Origin of the sequence: Chromatocurvus halotolerans, from assembly GCF_004340525.1 — a bacterium.
In the GTDB taxonomy this organism is placed as follows: Bacteria; Pseudomonadota; Gammaproteobacteria; order Pseudomonadales; family Halieaceae; genus Chromatocurvus; species Chromatocurvus halotolerans.
This window is the reverse complement of record NZ_SLWX01000002.1, coordinates 164,162-183,100: the sequence shown is the minus strand read 5'-3', so window position 1 is coordinate 183,100 and position 18,939 is coordinate 164,162. Positions and strand designations below refer to the sequence as shown.

Annotated in this window: 17 protein-coding genes and 1 pseudogene; 6 read left to right on the top strand and 12 right to left on the bottom strand. The window is 62.0% G+C overall.

Going from position 1 to position 18,939, the window contains the following annotated elements; all coding sequences use genetic code 11:
- Positions 1-152 precede the first annotated feature (152 nt).
- The 4 genes from EV688_RS03000 to EV688_RS02985 form a co-directional block, all read right to left on the bottom strand.
- On the bottom strand, positions 153-1,769 hold the full coding sequence (locus tag EV688_RS03000; RefSeq protein ID WP_117314589.1) for an amidohydrolase family protein: 1,617 nt from the start codon (positions 1,767-1,769) through the stop codon (positions 153-155).
- A gap of 87 nt (positions 1,770-1,856) precedes the next feature.
- Complete coding sequence (locus tag EV688_RS02995; RefSeq protein ID WP_131917537.1) at positions 1,857-2,807, bottom strand: proline iminopeptidase-family hydrolase; 951 nt, start codon at positions 2,805-2,807, stop codon at positions 1,857-1,859.
- On the bottom strand, positions 2,804-3,193 hold the full coding sequence (locus EV688_RS02990; RefSeq protein ID WP_117314587.1) for an MAPEG family protein: 390 nt from the start codon (positions 3,191-3,193) through the stop codon (positions 2,804-2,806). Before EV688_RS02990 ends, EV688_RS02995 begins: the two co-directional genes overlap by 4 nt.
- 102 nt (positions 3,194-3,295) lie before the next feature.
- Entirely contained in the window at positions 3,296-4,051 is a 756-nt protein-coding gene (locus EV688_RS02985; protein WP_162883761.1) for an SDR family NAD(P)-dependent oxidoreductase, read from the bottom strand.
- Between the two features lie 391 nt (positions 4,052-4,442).
- Here EV688_RS02985 and EV688_RS02980 point away from each other — a divergent pair, with 391 nt between their 5' ends.
- Positions 4,443-5,564, top strand: coding sequence for a DUF4124 domain-containing protein (locus EV688_RS02980; protein ID WP_117314585.1), 1,122 nt, complete (start codon positions 4,443-4,445; stop codon positions 5,562-5,564).
- 277 nt (positions 5,565-5,841) lie between these two features.
- Here the strand turns inward: EV688_RS02980 and EV688_RS17650 are convergent, their stop codons facing one another.
- Together EV688_RS17650 and EV688_RS17845 are read right to left on the bottom strand one after the other, a co-directional pair.
- The gene (locus EV688_RS17650) at positions 5,842-6,210 is read right to left on the bottom strand and encodes an ADP-ribosylglycohydrolase family protein (RefSeq protein ID WP_240624188.1); all 369 of its coding nucleotides are present in this window, start codon (positions 6,208-6,210) and stop codon (positions 5,842-5,844) included.
- Positions 6,211-6,297: 87 nt separating this feature from the next.
- Positions 6,298-6,368: pseudogene (locus tag EV688_RS17845) on the bottom strand (hypothetical protein); the annotation flags it as partial.
- Positions 6,369-6,746: 378 nt separating this feature from the next.
- Between EV688_RS17845 and EV688_RS02970 the strand changes: the two are divergent.
- The 3 genes from EV688_RS02970 to EV688_RS02960 are packed head-to-tail and all read left to right on the top strand — an operon-like array spanning position 6,747 to position 9,831.
- Entirely contained in the window at positions 6,747-7,598 is an 852-nt protein-coding gene (locus EV688_RS02970; protein WP_117314584.1) for a CPBP family intramembrane glutamic endopeptidase, read from the top strand.
- On the top strand, positions 7,595-8,782 hold the full coding sequence (locus tag EV688_RS02965) for a serine hydrolase domain-containing protein (protein WP_205686452.1): 1,188 nt from the start codon (positions 7,595-7,597) through the stop codon (positions 8,780-8,782). The genes EV688_RS02970 and EV688_RS02965 overlap by 4 nt, the downstream gene beginning before the upstream one ends.
- A gap of 38 nt (positions 8,783-8,820) precedes the next feature.
- Positions 8,821-9,831 (top strand): medium chain dehydrogenase/reductase family protein, encoded by a 1,011-nt coding sequence (locus EV688_RS02960; protein WP_117314583.1) that lies wholly within the window; start codon positions 8,821-8,823, stop codon positions 9,829-9,831.
- A 43-nt stretch (positions 9,832-9,874) separates the two neighbouring features.
- Here EV688_RS02960 and EV688_RS02955 read toward each other — a convergent pair whose 3' ends face one another.
- Together EV688_RS02955 and EV688_RS02950 are read right to left on the bottom strand one after the other, a co-directional pair.
- Positions 9,875-10,846, bottom strand: a complete 972-nt coding sequence (locus EV688_RS02955; protein ID WP_117314582.1) for a M23 family metallopeptidase — start codon at positions 10,844-10,846, stop codon at positions 9,875-9,877.
- The gene (locus EV688_RS02950; RefSeq protein ID WP_205686451.1) at positions 10,843-11,673 is read right to left on the bottom strand and encodes a DUF6544 family protein; all 831 of its coding nucleotides are present in this window, start codon (positions 11,671-11,673) and stop codon (positions 10,843-10,845) included. The genes EV688_RS02955 and EV688_RS02950 overlap by 4 nt, the downstream gene beginning before the upstream one ends.
- Positions 11,674-11,875: 202 nt before the next feature.
- Here EV688_RS02950 and EV688_RS02945 point away from each other — a divergent pair, with 202 nt between their 5' ends.
- Complete coding sequence (locus EV688_RS02945) at positions 11,876-12,460, top strand: hypothetical protein (protein ID WP_117314581.1); 585 nt, start codon at positions 11,876-11,878, stop codon at positions 12,458-12,460.
- Here EV688_RS02945 and EV688_RS02940 read toward each other — a convergent pair.
- The 3 genes from EV688_RS02940 to EV688_RS02930 all read right to left on the bottom strand — a co-directional run bounded on the left by EV688_RS02940 (position 12,378) and on the right by EV688_RS02930 (position 16,641).
- Entirely contained in the window at positions 12,378-13,685 is a 1,308-nt protein-coding gene (locus EV688_RS02940; RefSeq protein WP_117314580.1) for a spinster family MFS transporter, read from the bottom strand. The two genes, EV688_RS02945 and EV688_RS02940, sit on opposite strands and share 83 nt — an antisense overlap.
- A gap of 113 nt (positions 13,686-13,798) precedes the next feature.
- Complete coding sequence (locus tag EV688_RS02935) at positions 13,799-16,189, bottom strand: TonB-dependent receptor (RefSeq protein ID WP_162883760.1); 2,391 nt, start codon at positions 16,187-16,189, stop codon at positions 13,799-13,801.
- A gap of 41 nt (positions 16,190-16,230) precedes the next feature.
- Positions 16,231-16,641 (bottom strand): DUF952 domain-containing protein, encoded by a 411-nt coding sequence (locus EV688_RS02930; protein ID WP_117314578.1) that lies wholly within the window; start codon positions 16,639-16,641, stop codon positions 16,231-16,233.
- Positions 16,642-16,755: 114 nt separating this feature from the next.
- Here EV688_RS02930 and EV688_RS02925 point away from each other — a divergent pair, with 114 nt between their 5' ends.
- Complete coding sequence (locus EV688_RS02925; RefSeq protein WP_131917534.1) at positions 16,756-17,160, top strand: hypothetical protein; 405 nt, start codon at positions 16,756-16,758, stop codon at positions 17,158-17,160.
- Between the two features lie 75 nt (positions 17,161-17,235).
- Here EV688_RS02925 and EV688_RS02920 read toward each other — a convergent pair whose 3' ends face one another.
- Positions 17,236-18,912 (bottom strand): amidohydrolase, encoded by a 1,677-nt coding sequence (locus tag EV688_RS02920; protein ID WP_117314576.1) that lies wholly within the window; start codon positions 18,910-18,912, stop codon positions 17,236-17,238.
- Positions 18,913-18,939: the final 27 nt, after the last annotated feature.

Sequence of the window (18,939 nt, the reverse complement as noted above, 5' to 3'; positions counted from 1 at the left end):
GCATGTTTAGAAACTCGCGCTCTATCGTCGCCGTAGCGGAGCCGCCATTGACTGCCGAGGCTCTGATGCATGGACTGCAACACATGCCAGACATAGAAGGGTGCGCCACACCCATACGTCACTCCGGCGCTGTCACTCCGGGCGTCAAAAAATCACTTCGCCTCAGCGCTGCCTTCGGCATCAGCCTGCTTCGCCGTTTCAACCATACGCGCGACATCAGCGAGCAATTGCCTGGCATCGTAAACAATGCCATCCTTGATGGTGTATTTCACGCCACCAATGCGCTCGGGTCTTCGGGTTTCATCGTTGAGCTTCACGGCCCCCGTACCGTACAGGACCTTGAAGTTCTCAAGCGGATTTTCCTCAACGATCACCAGGTCTGCCAGCAACCCTTCCTGAATGAGCCCATACTCAATGGGCTTGCCCTGGGGCTCGAAGATTTCCTCAGCACCATGCAGCGTGGCAGCGCGGATAACCTCCAGCGGATGGAAGCCCGCCTCCTGAAGCAGCTCCATTTCCTCCACATAGCTGAAGCCGAAGAGTTTATAGATAAAGCCGGCATCGGTGCCGATAGTGACGCGCCCGCCTCGGTCCTTGTAGTCGTCAAGGAAGGCCATCCAGCGCTGATAGAAATTGCGCCAGGCTACCTCATCCGCCGTGGTCCAGTAGAACCAGTAGGCGCCGTGATCCGTGCGACTGGCGCGGTAATACTCCATCATGGAGGGCAGTGTGTAGGCGTCATGCCACACCGACTGTCGCGCAAACTCCACGTTGCGACCCGCGGCGTAGATCGTCATTGTCGGATTGATGATGAAGTCCCGCTCAATAAACTCATCAAGCACCGCATTCCAGGACTCACTGCCCGGTTCAGTGATCAGGTTCCACTGCCTGGCCACCTGGCTGAAGCGGTCATATTCGTTGGCGTAGTTGATGCCTGCCGGCCAGGGCTGCACATCGTGATCGTCGTAAAGCGCTTCAAAAAGCCCGTAAAAATGCGTCATGCCCCTCATGCCGAGACGGGCCGCATCGAGCGCATTCATCCGCGCGACACCGCGCTGGTCCAGGTGTGCGGTCTGGCCCATACCCAGCTTGTTCGCCTCATCGATGAGCGCCGCCATGATATCTGGCCGATGCGCACCCAGCTTGAGCCCGTCAACGCCCTGGGTCTTCGCATAGCGCACCCACTCACGGGCCTCGTCCGGGGTGCGTATCGAGCGATTCTTCCAGGCCTCGCCGCTGCCCATGCGGTGGAAGGACACCATGCGCGGGGCCACAATTGCGTTGCTGGCGCTGCGTTCCTTCTCGCTGATGGACCACTCGAGCGGACCAAAGGGAACGCCACGCACCGTGGTAATGCCGTGGGCCAGCCACAGCCTGTAGACGTAATCGGCGTTGGGCGCTTTCGGAACACCGCCCGTATGCACGTGGTTGTCGATAAAGCCCGGCATGACATACATACCGTGGGCATCGATTTCATGTGTCCCCGGCTCGGGCCGACCCTCGTCACTGATCGGGATGCCCGGCGTTCCGACGCCCTTGATGGACTCAATGCGGTTCTGCTCGATCACGATATCGACCGGGCCGACCGGCATGCCGCCATCGCCATTGATCAAGGTCGCGCCGCGGATGACCAGACGGTCAAAGGGTCCCGCACCCTCGTTTTCGCCCCGGTCGGGGGCCGGCTGAACCTGATCCTGCGCCTGTACATGGACCAGTGTCACGGAAAGGAGTGCACAGCAACCTGCCAGAAACCCGCCGACTCTTTGCATTGTATTATCCCTTTATGTGGTATCGAAAAGATTGGCAGGGTTGATCCGGCCCGTCAAATGCCTTGAGACTGTCGCTGATTTGGCGACTCATTCAGCACTGCGCGCCTCCGACTCTCGCAGAAATTTGCCCAGCAGGTCCCGGTAGCGCTGCGGCGCCCTGCTCAGCGAGGCGTGACCCACACCGGGGAGCACCTCGACCTGAGACCCGGGCACGGCCCGGGCGAAGCCACGGATGGTCTCGGGCCTGGCCTCATCGTGCTCACCGGTAATGAAAAGCGTTGGCACATCAATCTCGCCAAGCCGCGGGGTAACGTCGAAGTCCTGCAGACTGCCGGTGGCGTGGAACTCCGTTGGCCCCCACATCTGCCGGTAGATCAGCGGGTTTCTCGGCGCATCCTCGCAACGGGTTTCTTCTACCGGATCACCGCGCGACACGAAGCGGCTGTAGAACGCTTCCGTGGCCGCGACGTAGTCTTCATGATCCGTGCTGCCTTCGGCTTCATGCCTGTCGAGCGTATCCTGTACGTCCTGTGGCAAGGTCGCGCGCAAGGCGTCCGCATCACGAATCCACAGGGGTGTGCTGATCAGTGGCGAGGAAAGGGTCAGCGACACAATGCCCTCCGGGCCCTTCTGCAATACATAATAGGCTGCCAAGGCACCCCCCCAGCTATGGCCATGCAGATGCAACCGCTCGAGGCCGAGCTCCCGGCGCAGCGTGTGCAGCGCCTCGACGAAGCGATCGCGCTGCCAGAGGCTGGTGTCGCTGGGGCGACCGGAGCGCCCGCTGCCGAGCTGGTCGTAGCGGATAATCGGCCGTTCCCCGGAGAGGGGGTACAACAGCTGGGATCCGCAGGACGTGCCACCGGGCCCACCGTGCAGGGTCAGCAGCGGCACTCCCAGCCCATCACCGGCGATCTCGTACCAGACCGGCCCACCCGGCACCTGCACGAAGCCCGACTGCAGCGGCATCTCCGCGGAGACGGACGCCGCCAGCACAAGCATCCACAGCACGCCGAGGCGGCGAGCCAGCGCTATCACAGTACCGCGACCAGCAGCATGATGAGCGTGGCAAAGAAACCGACCGCCCAGATCAACGAACGCAGCAGGTAGATGCCTGCCGCGTAGGCCGGCACGTAGAGAATGCGCGAAATGAGGTAGGCCCAGGCACACTGGGCCGTGAGCGCGCTGGTGACGTCACCCAGCACCACCACCACGACCGCGATGGTGAAAAGCGCCAGGCCCTCGAAGTGATTGTCTACCGCGCGCTTGAGCCGTCCGGGTACCCCGCTTGGCTTGCGCTCCTCGTCACGGGGACCGGCCGTATAGGCGGGACCCAGCTGTATATTGACCGGAACGGCCATAAGGACAATCTGGACAAACTGCAGCAGGCCCGCGTAAGCGAGCACCTGTATTTCGACTGGCATGATGGCTGCCTCCTGGCACGCTGGGGATTGCAGCCGGGAACGCGACCGCCTTGACAGTTTTTCAAATTGCCCTCATGCAATCAAGCGCCGGGCTGCACGCGGCTACCAGCTGGTCCAGCCGCCGTCGACGGCCATGACGCTGCCGGTAACGAACGATGCCTCGTCAGAGGCCAGAAACACCGCCGCATTGGCGATTTCCTGCGGCGTACCCAGGCGCTTCATCGGATGCATGGACTCGATCATCTGCTGGCCTTCCGGCGTCGCGCAGGTGGTGGCCCTGATCAGCGGCGTGTCGATACCGCCAGGGGCGATGGCGTTGACACGGATGCCCTGCTCCGCATAGTCGATGGCGCAGGTGCGCGTGAGGCCGACCACTGCATGCTTGGCCGCGGTATAGGCCGCGGCGCTGGGAAAGCCGACCAGACCCGCCGCCGAGGCAATATTGACGATACTGCCCTGCTCACGGGCATGCATGTGACGCAGCTGGTGCTTGAGGCAGTGGAACATGCCATCGAGATTCACCGCCATCAACGCCCGATAGGCTGCCGTATCGGTTGCATGCAGTGGACCCGTCGGGCCCAGGATCCCAGCACAGTTAATGGCAATATCCAACCGGCCATGCTGCTCGGCGAAGGCATCCACAGAAGCCGCCACGGCGGTCTCGTCGCTGATATCCACCACCCGGGTCATGACGTGTTTTGCATCGCCCGAGAGCGACTGTGCCAGCGCCGCAAGCCGCTCGGCATCCCGATCCACCAGGGCGAGGCGTGCACCTTCGGCATGACAGCGTCGCGCGACGGCCTCGCCAATGCCGGAGGCGGCACCGGTGACATAGACAGTTTTTCCGCTGAGGTTCATTGAGAGGGCTCCGTTGATAGCCAGTGTTACGCCGGATAATAAGGTGCGCAACGCCGATAAGGAAAAACCCTTGCTACTGGCCATTGCGGGCACCTTGCAACCGCCGGCCTGGACGCTATCTCAGGTGTTTTCACTCGCATGCACGGGGCACCTCAGTGGTCTGCTTGCAGACGCAAGAGCACCTTGCCGGAGTCCTCGATGGAAACGAGGGTCGTCAACGCTTTTTAACTTGGCACACTATCCGGATCAGGCAAGACCGAAGCTGTAGAGCACGTTTTTTGACGACTACACCTCAAAAGCGGAATCGCGAGAATCTCGATTCATCAATACTCAATGACAGAACCCGACCTAGCGAATAATCTCACTTTTATGGTGAGAACTCAGGCTGCACATGAATAACCGATTCTGGACATCGTTCAGCTTGCTGTTCGTCATCGGTTTGTTGTCCGCGCTCGTTGCCAGGCAGAGCTTCCACCTACCCTTCGGCAGCGGATTTCTTACCAACGTTTTCAAGACGGATTCAACCCGACAATACTCTCCTGATACTGCCAGATCGTTGACACAATCCGCTACTGGAAGCGGCACCAGCAACATTGCACTCGATCACACCGCGAATGACGCACAGGCTTGCGCACGCCCGGCCACAAAATCCAGAGCTGACACGGGTATAGCAGTCATTTACAGGTGGCAGGACAGTGATGGCGTTACCCACATGGCCGACAAGGCACCGGTAGATGCCGTCGCTTCGGTCTTCGATATTTCTGGGTCGAGGCGGGACTTCACTTACCAGATTCATGGGCACGGGGTGGCCTTGCCCATGCAGTTTTCTGGCGAGATCGCGGCGGGCTCCAAGCGGATATTCGACATATGGCACTTCCTTCTTGGAGAGGAGCGCCTGAGGCAGGTAGAGATTACGATTCGCGCTCTCGAAGCTGAACAGTTCGATGCATTGTGGGCCGGGAGAGCGCCGGGGGCGAAGCCCGTGAACGGCTTCTACGAGATGAGCAGTAATACCGCGTACGTAAGATATGACTCTGGCATGCCCAGAAGAGCCGTGGCGACGGCTTTTCATGAAATTTCCCACTTGATTACCGCAAGTCATCTGGGAGTCACGCCACCATGGTTGACCGAAGGGCTGGCAGAATATGCTGAAACGATGGTCGTCACTGACCAGACTGCGGCAGTAAGCCCGAATCTGGCGCACCTGGAGCTCCTGAATTCGGCGAAATTACCGCCTCTCGCTGACTTTCTGGCCATGGACAGGACTCAATGGCATGGCCCGCAGAGACATCTCCATTATGCTGTTGCCTGGTCCCTTGCCCATCATCTCATGGGCTCGGACGTCGGCCGAACGGCCCTGCAAGCGTTATTGCGGGAAGCTAGCGACAAGTTCTGTCAGTCCTTCTCCGCGTCCGCGGTTCTGGCCTCGTCTTATCCTGGAGGTCTGCCGCGCCTAGAGTCAGACTGGAGAGTTGGAATCCGGACTGGCGCTTTTGGAATACATCAAACCTGACGTGAAGGTCAGCGAAATCTGCACAGTAAAATTCATTCAAGGCGGCTACACCGCCTCCAGGCGATAATTTCGCAGATACCTCGCTGGCAACTCATGCTGCAGACGCCAGACGATACTGACAGGCCGACTGCCTTGATGATTCTGTTGGAGAATCGGGCCAAGACAGCGAAAGGGTGATGTCAGGCGATTTTCAAGCCTGCGCTTTTCGCGCGCGAACAACAGTGGCTGACAGGAACGGCCATGCTTCACCAGCTGTTGCTTCAAGGGTCGCCCGCACCTAGTGGGCCACGCAGTCGAGTAATTCGTCTGCCACACTGCGAATCCCGTCCCCGTCGTGTAGCACCTCCAGCCAGGCGGCCGGAATCCCGCTCTCGCCAAAGACCGCCCCGGCAATCTGCCAGTAAATGGCGCCGGTGGTATCGGCATCGTCGCCCAGGTCCACCGCCGCCAACGCCCCCTCGCGAAAATCCCGCGCGTGCCAGAAGGCCCACAGGGCGGCTTCAAGAGCATCCACCACATAGCCGCTACCGCGCATATCCGGCGGCGAGCGGTCCTTGAAGGAGCCACTGGCGATGGCGCTGATCTTCGAAGCGAAGTCATCGCTGTGCCAGGTGTGACGCGCAGGATGATAAAGCGGGCGGCACAACGCCTCCCGGCTTTCCCCGGCCAGCGCACATAGCGCCGAATCTGGTCAACGGGATCACACTCGCCACATTCCAGGAGGCTGTCGGCCAGGCACAGTGCCATGGACATGTCATCCGTCCACTGTCCCGGCGCCAGCTGGAACGGGCCGCCGCCAATCATGTCGTCAATGGGGGTAAATGTGCCGGGAGAGCGGAATTCCAAGGGGGTCCGAGGGCATCGCCAACGGCCAGGCCCAGTAGGGCACCGCGGCCTCGATCCCGGCGCGCGGCCGTGTGGATGTCGCTTGATGCCGATCTGACGGTGTCAGTGCTCGTGCCCTCTCCCTGTGGCGGCTTGTCAATAGACCAGCATAAGCGACGCGTTACTCAGATAAAGACTGTACACATACACAGGTCGAGTTTTCGAGCGTGCGGCATGGGCGCCTCTGAGAAACCGAAACCGCCCAACTGACCGCAAACAATATGACTCGGTTAACTGGACTTGCCGAACTGGCGTGCCATGCTTGATTCACCGAATGGGTTTGTCGGGGGATAAATGATGGCCATCGCATCAGTGAGGTTTCAGTGCGACGTTCCTTCTGCGGCGCTGAAGTTTTTTGCCATCGGCACCTTCGCCATCACCTGGAGCATTATCGGCAGCTACATTCTGCTACCCGACGTCACCGTCGCACATTTCGGGGAAATCAGCGGCGTGCATCCTCTGTACTTCCTGGCCACGTGGGCGCCTGCGCTCACCGGGGTCACGCTTGTCCTGGCCTATAGTGGCCCGCGAGGGCTTCGCGCGTTTCTCTCACGCCTGCTGATCTGGCGCTGCGCGTCGGTCTGGTGGGTTTTCATTCTCCTGGGCATTCCCCTTGTCTTCATGACGGGATCCCTGGTGAAGGGCGGTTCCCTTCTCGCGCCCCTGCCGCCGGAGGGCACCGGCGCGATGCTTGCTCTGCTGGGGATCGTGCTGTTTCTCGGCCCGGTGGAGGAACTCGGCTGGCGCGGCGTGGCGCAACCCGTCCTGCAGCGCCACATGGCGCCTTTCTGGGCGGGCGCGCTGATTGGAGCCGTCTGGGGAATCTGGCATCTGCCGGCCTTTTTCCTCGCCGGGGTCGTGTTTGAAAACTGGAGCTTTCTGCCCTTTTTTATCGGCAACGTGACGCTGGCGATTCTCATCACACCCATCTTCAACAGCGCACGAGGGGGCCTGCTGCTGCCCGTGCTCTTTCACTGGCAACTCATTAACCCGTTCTGGCCGGATGCAGAGCCCTGGGATACGTGGATCCTCGTCGGAGTTGCCATGGCCATCGTCTGGTGGAAACACGAAGACATGTTCAGTCGCGATGGTGCCGTGAAAGAAGTCATTCCAAGGCCAGATCGCGCCACGCCTGGCACGGCGCAGTGAGCAGCGTGCGCGCCGTCTTCGTGCTGGCTGCGATGGTTCTGTCCCCGGCAATGCCGGGGATCGCCGTCGCAACAGACACCACTGCCCTGGCGACCCGTCTGGTGGAGACACTGCACACGTTTCGTAGTCGCTATGGCTTCCCCGGTGCGACCGCAGCCATTGCACTGCCAGACGGCTCTCTCGTGACCGCGGCGACGGGGCTGGCGGATGTCGAGGCGGGGCGGCCTATGACGCCCGGGGCCCGGATGCTGGCGGCGAGCATCGGCAAGACATTTGTCGGCGCAACCGTCCTCGCGCTGGAAAGCGAGGGCCTGCTGTCGCGAGCGGATCTCCTCGCAGAGCATCTCCACGACCGCCCCTGGTTCACTGACCTGCCCAATGCCGACACCATGACCCTGGGGCATCTCCTGCGCCATCAGTCCGGGCTGCCGGATCACGCACATCTGCCCGAGTTCGAGACGGCGGTAAAGGCGCGGATTGCGGCGGGTGGCCCCGCCTTTGCCCCGGAAGAACTGTTGAGCTTCATCGCGACGAAGGAAGCGCTTTTCCAGGCTGGCTCTGGTTGGGGATACAGCGATACCGGGTACATCCTGCTCGGGCTGGTGATCGAGAAGGTCACCGGTCGGCCTTACTACATCAGTGTGACGGAGCGATTTCTCGCCCCGCTCGGCCTGCTCGAAACCACCCCTTCGGACCGGCCCGAGCTCCCCGGTCTCGCCGTCGGCTACACGATTTCCGGCAATCCGTTCGGCCTGCCGCCGCGAACAGCGGATGCTGAGGGTCGGCTTCTCTGGGATCCTGCCGTGGAGTGGAGCGGCGGCGGGCTAGTCTCCACGTCCCGCGATCTTGCGCGATGGGGGCATGCCCTGTTTGGCGGTGAGGCGATGCGCGGACGCTATCTCGACCGGCTGCTAGACGCAGTGCCCATGGCACCCGATACGCCCGACGTTCAATACGGCGCAGGCGTCGCGATCCACGCCGACACCCCGCGCGGGCCGGTCTATGGTCATGGTGGCTGGATTCCGGCCTTTGTTTCCAGCCTTCGTCACTACGCCGATTACCGTGTGACCGTGGCGCTACAGATCAACAGCGACGCGGAAGTGGCAGATGACAGCTCTGATCTCATTCCGGCGCTTGAGTCTGCGTTGGCCGATCTCGCGATAGGTGCAGAACACAGAATGTAGTTCCGGTTGCGATACCAACCACCAACGGAGATACCGCAATGGCATGGAAAAAGATCGTCCTTACCGGATTCGGCGGCCCGGAGTGCCTCGACCTGCAAACAGAGGATACGCTGCCAGAACCCGGGGCCACTGAGGTGCGCATCCGCGTTCTGGTCACCAGCGCTGCTTTTACCGACGTAATGATCCGCAAGGGAATGTACCCGGACGTAAAGCAAAGACCGCCCTTCACACCGGGTTACGACTTGGTGGGCGTGGTGGACAAGACAGGCTCCGCCGCGACGCGTTTCAAGCCGGGAGAACGCGTGGCAGATCTGACAACCATAGGCGCCTATGCCGAGTACCTGTGCCTGCCCGAGGACAGGCTGACGTCCGTTCCCGGGGAAGTGTCGGACGTAGACGCGCTCGGCATGATTCTGTCGGCTGTCACGCCCCACCAGATGCTCCACCGTGTCGCCAAGGCACAGGCGGGCCAGAGCCTGCTGATACATGGCGCGGGCGGCGCGGTCGGCACGGCAATGCTGCAGCTGGCGCAGGATGCCGGCATCACGGCCTATGGCACTGACATCGTCGTCAAGCACGAGTTGATCCGACGACTCGGCGCCACACCCATCGACGCAAACGCCGGGGAGGCTGCGTTGCAGGAGGCCCTTGGACAGGGCGTCGATGTCGTGTTCGACCCGCTTGGCGGTAAAAGCCTGTCACGCTCGCTGCACGCACTGAAACCCGGAGGCATGCTGGTCGCCTTCGGCTTTCAGAGCGCTGTGCTGGGACGCGGCGGCTCAATCCCGATGGACTTCGTTAAACTGAAGCTCTGGAACTGGCTGCCAAACGGGCGCGCCACGGCCTTCTACTCCATCGGGGCGATGCGAAGAGCACATCCCGAGTGGTTCCTCGAGGATCTTGCATCGCTGTTCACAATGCTGGCCGAGGGTCGGATCGCACCGATCGTGGCCGAGGTCCTGCCACTTGCGCAGGCGCGACGTGCTCACGAAGAGGTGGAGGCCGGCAACGTTGCCGGCAAACTGGTATTGAGGGTGTCGGAACCGTAACGGTGTACGTCTGTAGCGCGAGCGCCCCGCTTGGCTGCCCTGATCAGGGCAGCGCCGGAGCGCCCCCCTGGAGGCGGTCACCACGCACCAGAAAGCGCCCCTCGATGCGAAGCGCCAGCGGCTTGCCCGAGATCGGCGACGCGCCCTCGTTCGCAGGGCGTTGCGCGTGGATATGCAGGTGCGGCTCAGTCGAGGCGCCGGAATTGCCGACCTCGCCCAGCCGATCGCCGATCGCCAGCGCGTCCCCCTGCGCGAGGCTCACGCTGCCCTGACGCATGTGGGCCACCACGATTTCGGCCGTGCCACAGCGCAGAATCACATGGTTGCCAAGCCGGTTTACCGGATCCTCCTTCGGTGGCTCGAAATCCGGCAAGCCACCCTCGGCGCTCACGACGTTCCCGGCACAGGGGGCACGCAACTCTGCCCCGAAAATTGCATAGGCGGCGGGGTCAGCAGGTAACCAGCCGCGCGCGCGCAGACCCCAGGGTCCGAGGCCATAAAAGTCCACCGCATAGGATTGACCGAGCCAGGGCCGGAACCGTTCGATGCGGGTATCCAGCGTCCGCATGTGGCCGTTGACGAGCGCGGTAGAACCCCCATGGCCGACGAGATAACGGCCCGGCCCCAGCGGGTTGGCGATATCGACGACATCAACCGGGGGCAGGCTCCGCCCCGCGAGTGCGCGCGCGCCATACCAGACGCCGACACCCAGGAGAACGACCGAAAGAACGAGGCCCGACCATCCCAGTGACGTTTCGGGAAGCGGCGGCAGTCCGCGCATTCGCTCGCCAAGCAACTGCAGGGACACTGCGGCCAGCCAGAGACCGCCGTAGACCCACGGCAACCACCATACCGGCAATGCCCATTGTGCGATGCGCGCCAGTGCAAACAGGAATGCCGCGATACCCAGCGCCTGCGTCAGCCACCCGACAAGAGTACCTGCCGGAAACAGGGCAAGCCAGGCGAGAAGCAGCAACGGCAAGGCGACCTGCACAAGAAGAACGAGCGCGATCATTTCATGGCCTGCGGAAAGCGGATCTCCGTGACATCAGCAATAAAGAACGGGAAGTACTCCTTCGTGCCGAACATGTTGCCCGCCTCCACATGGAACGGCAGACGATAACCCCCGACGTCGCGAAAATCAGAGAGGGTGGCGCCGAACGGCTGCAGGCGATGAACCTTGTCGGGGTTGGCATCACTCCAGCGCTGAAACGCCACGACGACAGGCCGACCTTCGCTGTCGATGGTCACATCAATGGCCTGGCTCAGATTGCCGTGGCGCACGGTGACCCGTGCTATATTTTCAGCCACGGCTTCCCATGAGACCCCGGGGGCGGGCAGCAGGGCCGCGGGCGCCCAGATCACCGCCTCCCCTGCATAGCGACCAAAAGCAGAGCGTGTGTGATCCGGGTCGCCACCCAGCCGAGCGACGGGAATGACCCACAGCATGCGAAACCGCGTCCACGATGCGGTATCCGATCCCGATATCGGTAGCCCTCCTCGCGTGCGCATGGACCAGACAAAGCCCTCGGGCACGGCCAGTATCTGCTGTGCTTCCATCGGCTGATAGGCAGGCCTGTCCTTGCTACCCAGACTGAAATCTCCGGTCATGTCGATCTCGGCTACCGGGAACAGCGCAGTTCCCGGCTGTATCGTGAACGTGAAATAGCGTCGCGCAGGCTCCGGAAGATCGGCAATCATGGATTGGTCAAACCGCGGCGGATCGTCCGGTTGCAGCGCGAGGAGCCTGCGCCACTCGGCACGGTCGGCGCGTGCGTCAAACTGCCAGAGCAGCGCCAATGTCAGGATGATCAATATCAGCATGAGAAGAACAGCAAACATGAGCATCGCCATCACGAATGCCCCCCGTAAACCATCACTGTTTCAATAGTATTCGGCCTCACGCCTGCCGCAAGTGCCCATTCACCGGCTTACCGTCGCGAGTCCAGAAGGAAAAAATTGAGACAGACCCTGCGCAGAACTATAGTGAGACGTGATCAGGCGAGCCACGCCAGACATCACTCAACAATAAAGGACTCACATGATGAAAAGGATATTACGCGCATCAGGTCTGATCGCGCTCGCCCTGCTGGGCTCACTGCCAGCAAGTGCAGACGACACGGCGATTGAAAGCGAGCTAGACGCCTACTGGCGCAGTGTCGAGCAATACCTGGCAGCTGGCGACTTCGACGGGGTTGTATCGACCTACCACCCGGATGCGGTACTGGTGAGCGAATCCCTGGATACCAGCTACCCTATCACCCGCGCCCTGGAGCGCTGGAAGCCCGGCATCCTGGATACCCAGGCCGGCAGGACCTTTTCCAGGGTCGAATTCCGCATCACGCGGCGCCTCTACAGTGAATCAACATCGCATGAGAAAGGCATATTTCACTACCAGTCCGGACCGGTGGGCGACGACGTCGATGAGAGCGAGATCGACGGCGCCTACATCCACTTCGAGGCGCTATTGCTGAAGTCGGGCGATTGGACCATGGTCATGGAATACCAGAAGCATCCTGCGACCGAGGCAGAGTGGAATGCGGCTGTCAATCCTCAACCCGCTGCAAATCGCCCGGAAAGTGCACCCCAGCCCGCCAGTAGTGAAACGCTGCCCACAGATTCGCCATAGAGCAGATCAACAGCGCCCAGCGCAGGGACTCCAAACCGTAGTGCGGTGCCAGCATGTCACTGAGCACACCCACCACCGAGGGCCCGAAAGCCAAGCCAACAATATTGATCACAAAGAGAAGGATAGCCGCAGCAACACTGCGCATGCGCAGACCCACAAGGGTCTGCGTCTGCGCAAACGTGGTCGCCTGGTAGAAGTTGCCGAGAATCACCGGAATGATCAGAAACAGCAGCGCGGCACTCACGGAGTCGGAAAGAAACACACCCACACCCGCGGGTACGGCAATCAACAGCGCCACTGCCACCACCCACAGATACCATCGCGTATCGCGCTCACCAAGGTGGTCGGCCAGGCGCCCGCCCAGCACAATGCCGATACCACCCGGTATCCCGAAAATCAGACCGAGCCATGTACCGATCTCCCCTGAAGACAGTCCGTGGCTGCGCGCCAGGAACGCCGCCGACCAGGAAATCAGCCCATAGCCGACAAAGGCGGAAATGCCGCCCCCCAGTGCCATGTGGATAAATGAGCGACGGCCCAGCAGGTAGCGAAAAACTGCGCCGATGGCTGGCTGATCCGCATCCGGGTCCGCGTTGGCCCGCTGCTCCGACATGCCTCGCTCCGGCTCGCGCACGGTGAAACGAATGACCAGAGCGAGCACGATGCCGGGGATACCCACAACGAGAAAGGCCACACGCCAGCCAAACCACTCGTTCATCCAGCCGCCGACAAAGAAGCCGAAAAGGATCCCAACGGGAATACCGAGGGAATAGATGCCCAGCGCCGTCGCGCGCTGGTTGGCCGGGTAATAGTCCGACAGCATGGAGTGCGCCGGTGGCGAGCAGCCAGCCTCCCCGACGCCTACGCCAACGCGGTAGGCCAGCAGCTGCCAGTAGTTCTGCGCGAGTCCCTGGGCTGCGGTAAACAGGCTCCAGATGCCAACCGCGGCGGCAATCAGGTTGCGGCGATTAGCGCGGTCGGCATAGCGGGCAATGGGAATTCCCATCAGCGTATAGAAAACGGCAAAGGCCAGCCCCGTGAGCAGACCCATCGCGGTATCCCCTACCCCGAGTTCCAGCCGGATTGGCTCCACCAGAATGCCAAGAATCTGCCGGTCAATGAAATTGAAGGTGTAGGCAATGACCAGAATGGTCAACACGTAGCGGCGCGTGCCGGCGCCAACGCTTTCCGATGGCGCTGCGGCGCCCGGGTGGATCTGTGTCAAAGCGGCGTCTCCCAGCAATGTTATGCGTTATCTGTGGGTGGCGTTGCGGCTGCTGCGAGTTCTACAGTACGGGTAATACCGGGCGAGGGGAAGCCATTCACGTTACCTCGGCTTTACCAGGCACGCTCCAGTATCAGCCCGAACTGGGGAAACGGACTGGCCTCATCGTCAATCTGACGGCCGGTGATGGGATTGAAATCCTGCGGTGCACCGCGCTCGGCGCCATAGAGATTGATGACATCGAGGAACAGCACGACGTCCATGGGCCCGAATCGGCGCCGGTAATCGACGCGCACGTTCAGCGACTGGTAGTCACCCAGGGTGGTCGCATTCTGCTCAGTGATCTCTTTCGAGGCGCGCAGAAGTCCACTCCCCGGCATGACGTTCTGGTGGATGATGAAGGCATCTCCCGGACGGCCGCTGCCCCACTTCCAGCGTGCCGCCAGCTGAAGCCGATCGGTAACCTCCCAGCGGCTGCCGACGGAGAAAAAATGTTCACGGCTGAAATCCGGCGTGTAGCTGCCACGTCCATCGTTGTCGTCCTGGCGCCCACGGTTGTAGGAGTAGGTAAGATCGGCAGACCAGCCATTGTCGAAGGCCCGCTGCAGCACGAGGTCAAAGCCGCTGCTGGTACCGTCTCCCGCATTCAGCGCACGCCGGTTGGCGCGGCTCTGGTCGACGACAAGATCATCCAGATCCTGGTGGTAGACCTCGGCGATGACGTTCCAGGCATCGTTGATTGTGTAGTCCAGCCCAAGACTGACGTGGGCGATCTTCTCGTTGGCCAGATCGAAATTGGCCGGGTTCGCAGCGCGGGTCAGAAACCGGGGCGACTCGTGGAACAGGCCGCTGGTCAGGGAAAAACGCAGGGTCGGCGTTGCCAAATAGTCCAGGGAAAAGCGTGGGGAAAGATAGCTTTCCTCGGAAAATGCATCCCGATCCACGCGCAGGCCCGGGCGCAATTCGAAGCGGTCCAGCTCGATACTCTGCTCGACATAGGCCGCGAGGTTTGTCCCCGCCCGGCCAAAGCGGGCTTCGATGTTTTCGGGCTGCCAGACAATGTACTGCTGCCCCGGCGGCCGCGGATCGTCGCTCTCATAGACATAGCGGATCCAGGGCCCGTCGAGCTGCGTCGCGAAATCAGCGTCGATGCGAACCACACGAAGTCCCGCGGAAAACTCGCCGAAGCGATTGAAGGTGGTGAAATCGCTGCGCCAGCCGAGCTCATCTTCCTTTTCAAGGATTGAGAAGACAGTTTCCCGGGCGGGAATGACACCATCCTTGGCGAGGTCGGGAAAGGCCTCGCCCTGGGTGGAATCCTTGTCACTACTGCGCAGGTAGAGGCGGTTGCTCCACTCACCGCTGTTGCCCACCATGCGCCGCCAGGTCACGCCAAACAGGGACAGGTCCTGCGTTGAGCGAATCAGGTTGACGTTGTCGAAATCGTCGGAATTGGCAACGTTGTCAAGATCCCGGGTGAAATCCTCCGGCGCATGAATCACTAGGAACTGCAGCTCGTCCCGTTCGCTAAGCTGGGTCGACGTCTTGAGAATGATATCCGTGACCTTCGGCGTGCCGATGGCGTCCTGGCCGATGAGTTCGAACAGATTGCCGAAATCGAAGCGCCGCGCGGTGAAGAACACCGAGGTATCGTCATCAAAACCCGAGGGGCCGTCGTAGGTGAACTCGGCGCCGGCCACATCCAGGCGCAGACTGGTGACCGGCGTCAGACCGCCCTCGGCAAGCTCAAGGCGCAGCAGCGAGCCGGCGCGACCACCGTAGGCCGCTCCCCAGCCGCCGGGCGAGAATTCAGCGCCGGCAACCGAGTTCGGCGCAAAGATGGAAAAGCGGCCACCGCCGCCGATATCGTCATCCTCGCCGATGGTCTGGTCGAAGTGCACCACCTTGTCGAGAGGAAAGTCATCGACGAATATCAGGTTGTTGCGCGGGCCTCGTCCGCGCACGGTAAAGCCGGCAAAGGCGCCGTCCGACACGAGCCCCGGCAGGCCATCCAGGGCGCGCATGACGTCAGGACCGGCGCCGACCGCATTGCGCAGCTCGTCGCGATTGCGAAAGCTTGCACTGACGCCACTGAGCCGATCTGCCTGCCGGGCACGGGCGACCACCAGCACTTCCTCGAGCGGCGTGTCCGCCAGCCGCTCCAGACGGGGCAGCTGAATCTCCAGAGACGCGCTGCGCCCGGCGAGAATCCGGAAGGTCGGCTCGAGGGTCAGGGCGCGCCCTTCCGCACTCGCCTCAACGCGATAGAAACCCTCTTCAAGATTCCCGAAACGCGCTTCGCCACGATCGTCGGAAAAGGCCCTGACCGACTGTCCATCGCGATCGGTGACCTCGATTCGAACACCGGAAAGCGAGCGCCCGGATGCGGCGTCCAGTGCCCTGACGACCAGTTCACCAGGAGCCGCAAGCGCAAGTAGCGGCGCGCCCACGAGCGCGAGGACAAGAAGACGCAGCCAGCGTCTGGCGGCGGTGCAGCTATTCATGCATAGGACCATTGTCAAACACTCTCATGCCGCGGCTCGGCTCAGTCAGTGACACCGGCAACCGCCAGAAACGTGCCATCGGCCGCTCGGGTTACGGCATGCACCTGCAGCACGGCCGCAGGCCGGATACCGCCATAAATATGGGGAAACAACTCGTCCCCGGCGCCCTCGAACCCGGGCTGAATGTCGCCCACCGGCGCCGTGCCTTCGAAAACGGTCTCTACCCCGGTGCGGCCCAGGCTCTCCACGGTCATGCGCAGACAGCACCACCGGCCGGGAATATCGCGATAAAAATGATTGGCAACGCTCAATAGCTTCTGCGTGTTAGCGGTCCCGTGAACAAAGCCGTCCGTTTCGTAAGTCGGTGGGAAATAAATACCTTCGGTCGCCGCAACCTGCTCCCACAGTCTGGCCTGAACAAGGTGATAGACATGGCAATGACTGGAAGGCATACGCTCACTGTCCTGATACCAGCATGGCGGTAGACGGCATCGACGATGCCTGCCTGTTCCCGGCTGAGGTTACCGCCAACCAGGCTTGTGTGTAATCATACTGCAGCGGTCACGGTGGGTCACCCGGTCACGGGCAGCCCTCACCTGCCGTTGACGCTCTCACCGATAGCCCAGCAGACAAACACCATCAGGGAAGTTCTCACCATGCGCCACGCCGCCATCATTGTCGCTCTGCTCAGCCTGATCGCCTGCACCGGCGATAACGCCGCCGATGTCACCCTGGCTCAGCTTGCCGCGCAACAGGACGACTATGCTGGGCGCCAGGTGGTGGTCAGCGGCACGCTGCGATCGCATCCCGATCCGCTGCATTACTGGATCGAGGACGACGCCTACCACCGCGTGGAGCTGGATTTCCCGGGCGACCTTACGGGTCGCGAGGGCGAGCCTCTGACGGTGCGCGGGCGGTTCCGCTATCAACCGGACCGGGGCCGCTCGATCAAGGTTGTGTCCCTCGAATAAGCGGTCGGGACGGCCGCCCGACGGGCCGGAAGGGCCGACCGGCAGAATCGCCAACAAAGGCTGCGGCACGCCTGTTCACGCCTCGAAGGTCGTCCGCCCGTCCATCACGGTCCGCAGAATGGGAATTTCCTTGATCCGGTCCGGATCCACCCTGTTGGGATCATCCCCCAGAACCACAAAATCCGCCAGCTTGCCCGGAGTAATCGAGCCTTTCAGGTCTTCCTCGAAGGACGCATAGGCACCGTTCATGGTGCACACGCGCATCGCCTCATCAACGCTGATACGCTGATTTGGCCCCCAGACCCTGCCCTGAAAATCCTTGCGCGTGACCATGCTCTGCAGCGCCATCATCGGCTCGTAGGGCCCGGGAGTGAAATCCGACGCGGGGGCAACCGGGATGCCGTGGTCGAGGAAGGAGCGGTGCGCGAACATGTTCCGCATCTTCTCTTCACCGTACTCGCCCCACTTGTTGCCGTGGTAGTGCGCGTAGGTATAGAAGGGCGTTGGTACCACGCCGGCGTCGCGAATCCTGTCGAGCAGTGACGGCGTGACCAGAGAGCAGTGTTCGATGCGAAAGCGCGGGGTGCGCCCCGGCATGTCGGCCAGCACGCGCTCATAGGCGCTGAGCACGCGGTCGATGGCAACATCGCCATTCGCATGAATGCCGATACGGAAATCGTGGGCCACCGCGTCATCCACCGCCGCGTTGATCTCCTCCACGCTCATGGTGAAGATGCCGAAGTCGTCGGGCCGACCCTCATAGGGCGTGCTCATCGCCATGGTGCGCTCTGAGGCCGAGCCGTCGGCACCGTATTTGACCGCGCCCACGCGCAGCATGGCGTCGCCGAATCCCGAGTGCAGCCCCGCCGCCTTCATCGCCGTGTAGATACTGTTCCTGCCGCCCGGCATGAAGCTGACACGCAGCGACAGCCTGCCCGCGCGATAGGCATCATCATAGGCTCGCCAGCCGGTCTCGCTGCCCCAGGCGTCGGTGGTGGAGGTGAGCCCGGATGCCGCCATGCGCCGGGTCATCAGCGCGGCATTCTCGGCGTGGCCGGCGCGGTCAACATCGGGCCATTCGCCCGCCGCCTCGAACACGTCCACGGCATGCTCGGCAACCTTGCCGGTCAGCCTTCCTCCCTCGCGGTAAAACTTGCCGCTTTCCGGATCGGGCGTCTCGACGGTCACGCCGGCGAGATCGAACGCCCGGCTGTTGACGACGCCGGTGTGACCGCCCCGATGTTTCACGAATATCGGATGCGCCGTGGAAACGCCGTCAAGATCCTCGCGATTCAGCGCCCGGCCTTCGGCGAGCTTGGTGTCGTCGTACATGTGTCCCAGAATCCACTGCCCCGCAGGCGTATCCGCCGCGCGTTTGCGCAGCGCGGCCTGTATATCGGCGATGCTGCGAACATCGACATTGGCACTGATGACTTCGTTTGCACCGAGGGGGTGGCTATGGGCATCAATGAACCCCGGCGTCACGGTGAGTCCCCGCGCGTCGATCACCTCGGTCGCTGGGCCTGCCAGGGTCCGGATATCTTCCGCAGCGCCAACCGCAAGAATCCGGTTGCCGCGCACCGCGAAGGCGCTGGCATTGGGGTAGCCAGGGTCCATAGTGTAAAGCGTATCGCAGAGCACCACGATATCGGCCTTGCCCCAGAAGCCGGCGGCCAGCAGTGGACTGGCGAAAACGCCCAGGCTGCCAGCGGCGATTCCCTGGGCAAAGCGACGTCTGTTGAGGGTGTGCATGGGTCTATCTCCTTGTTTTATTTTCGG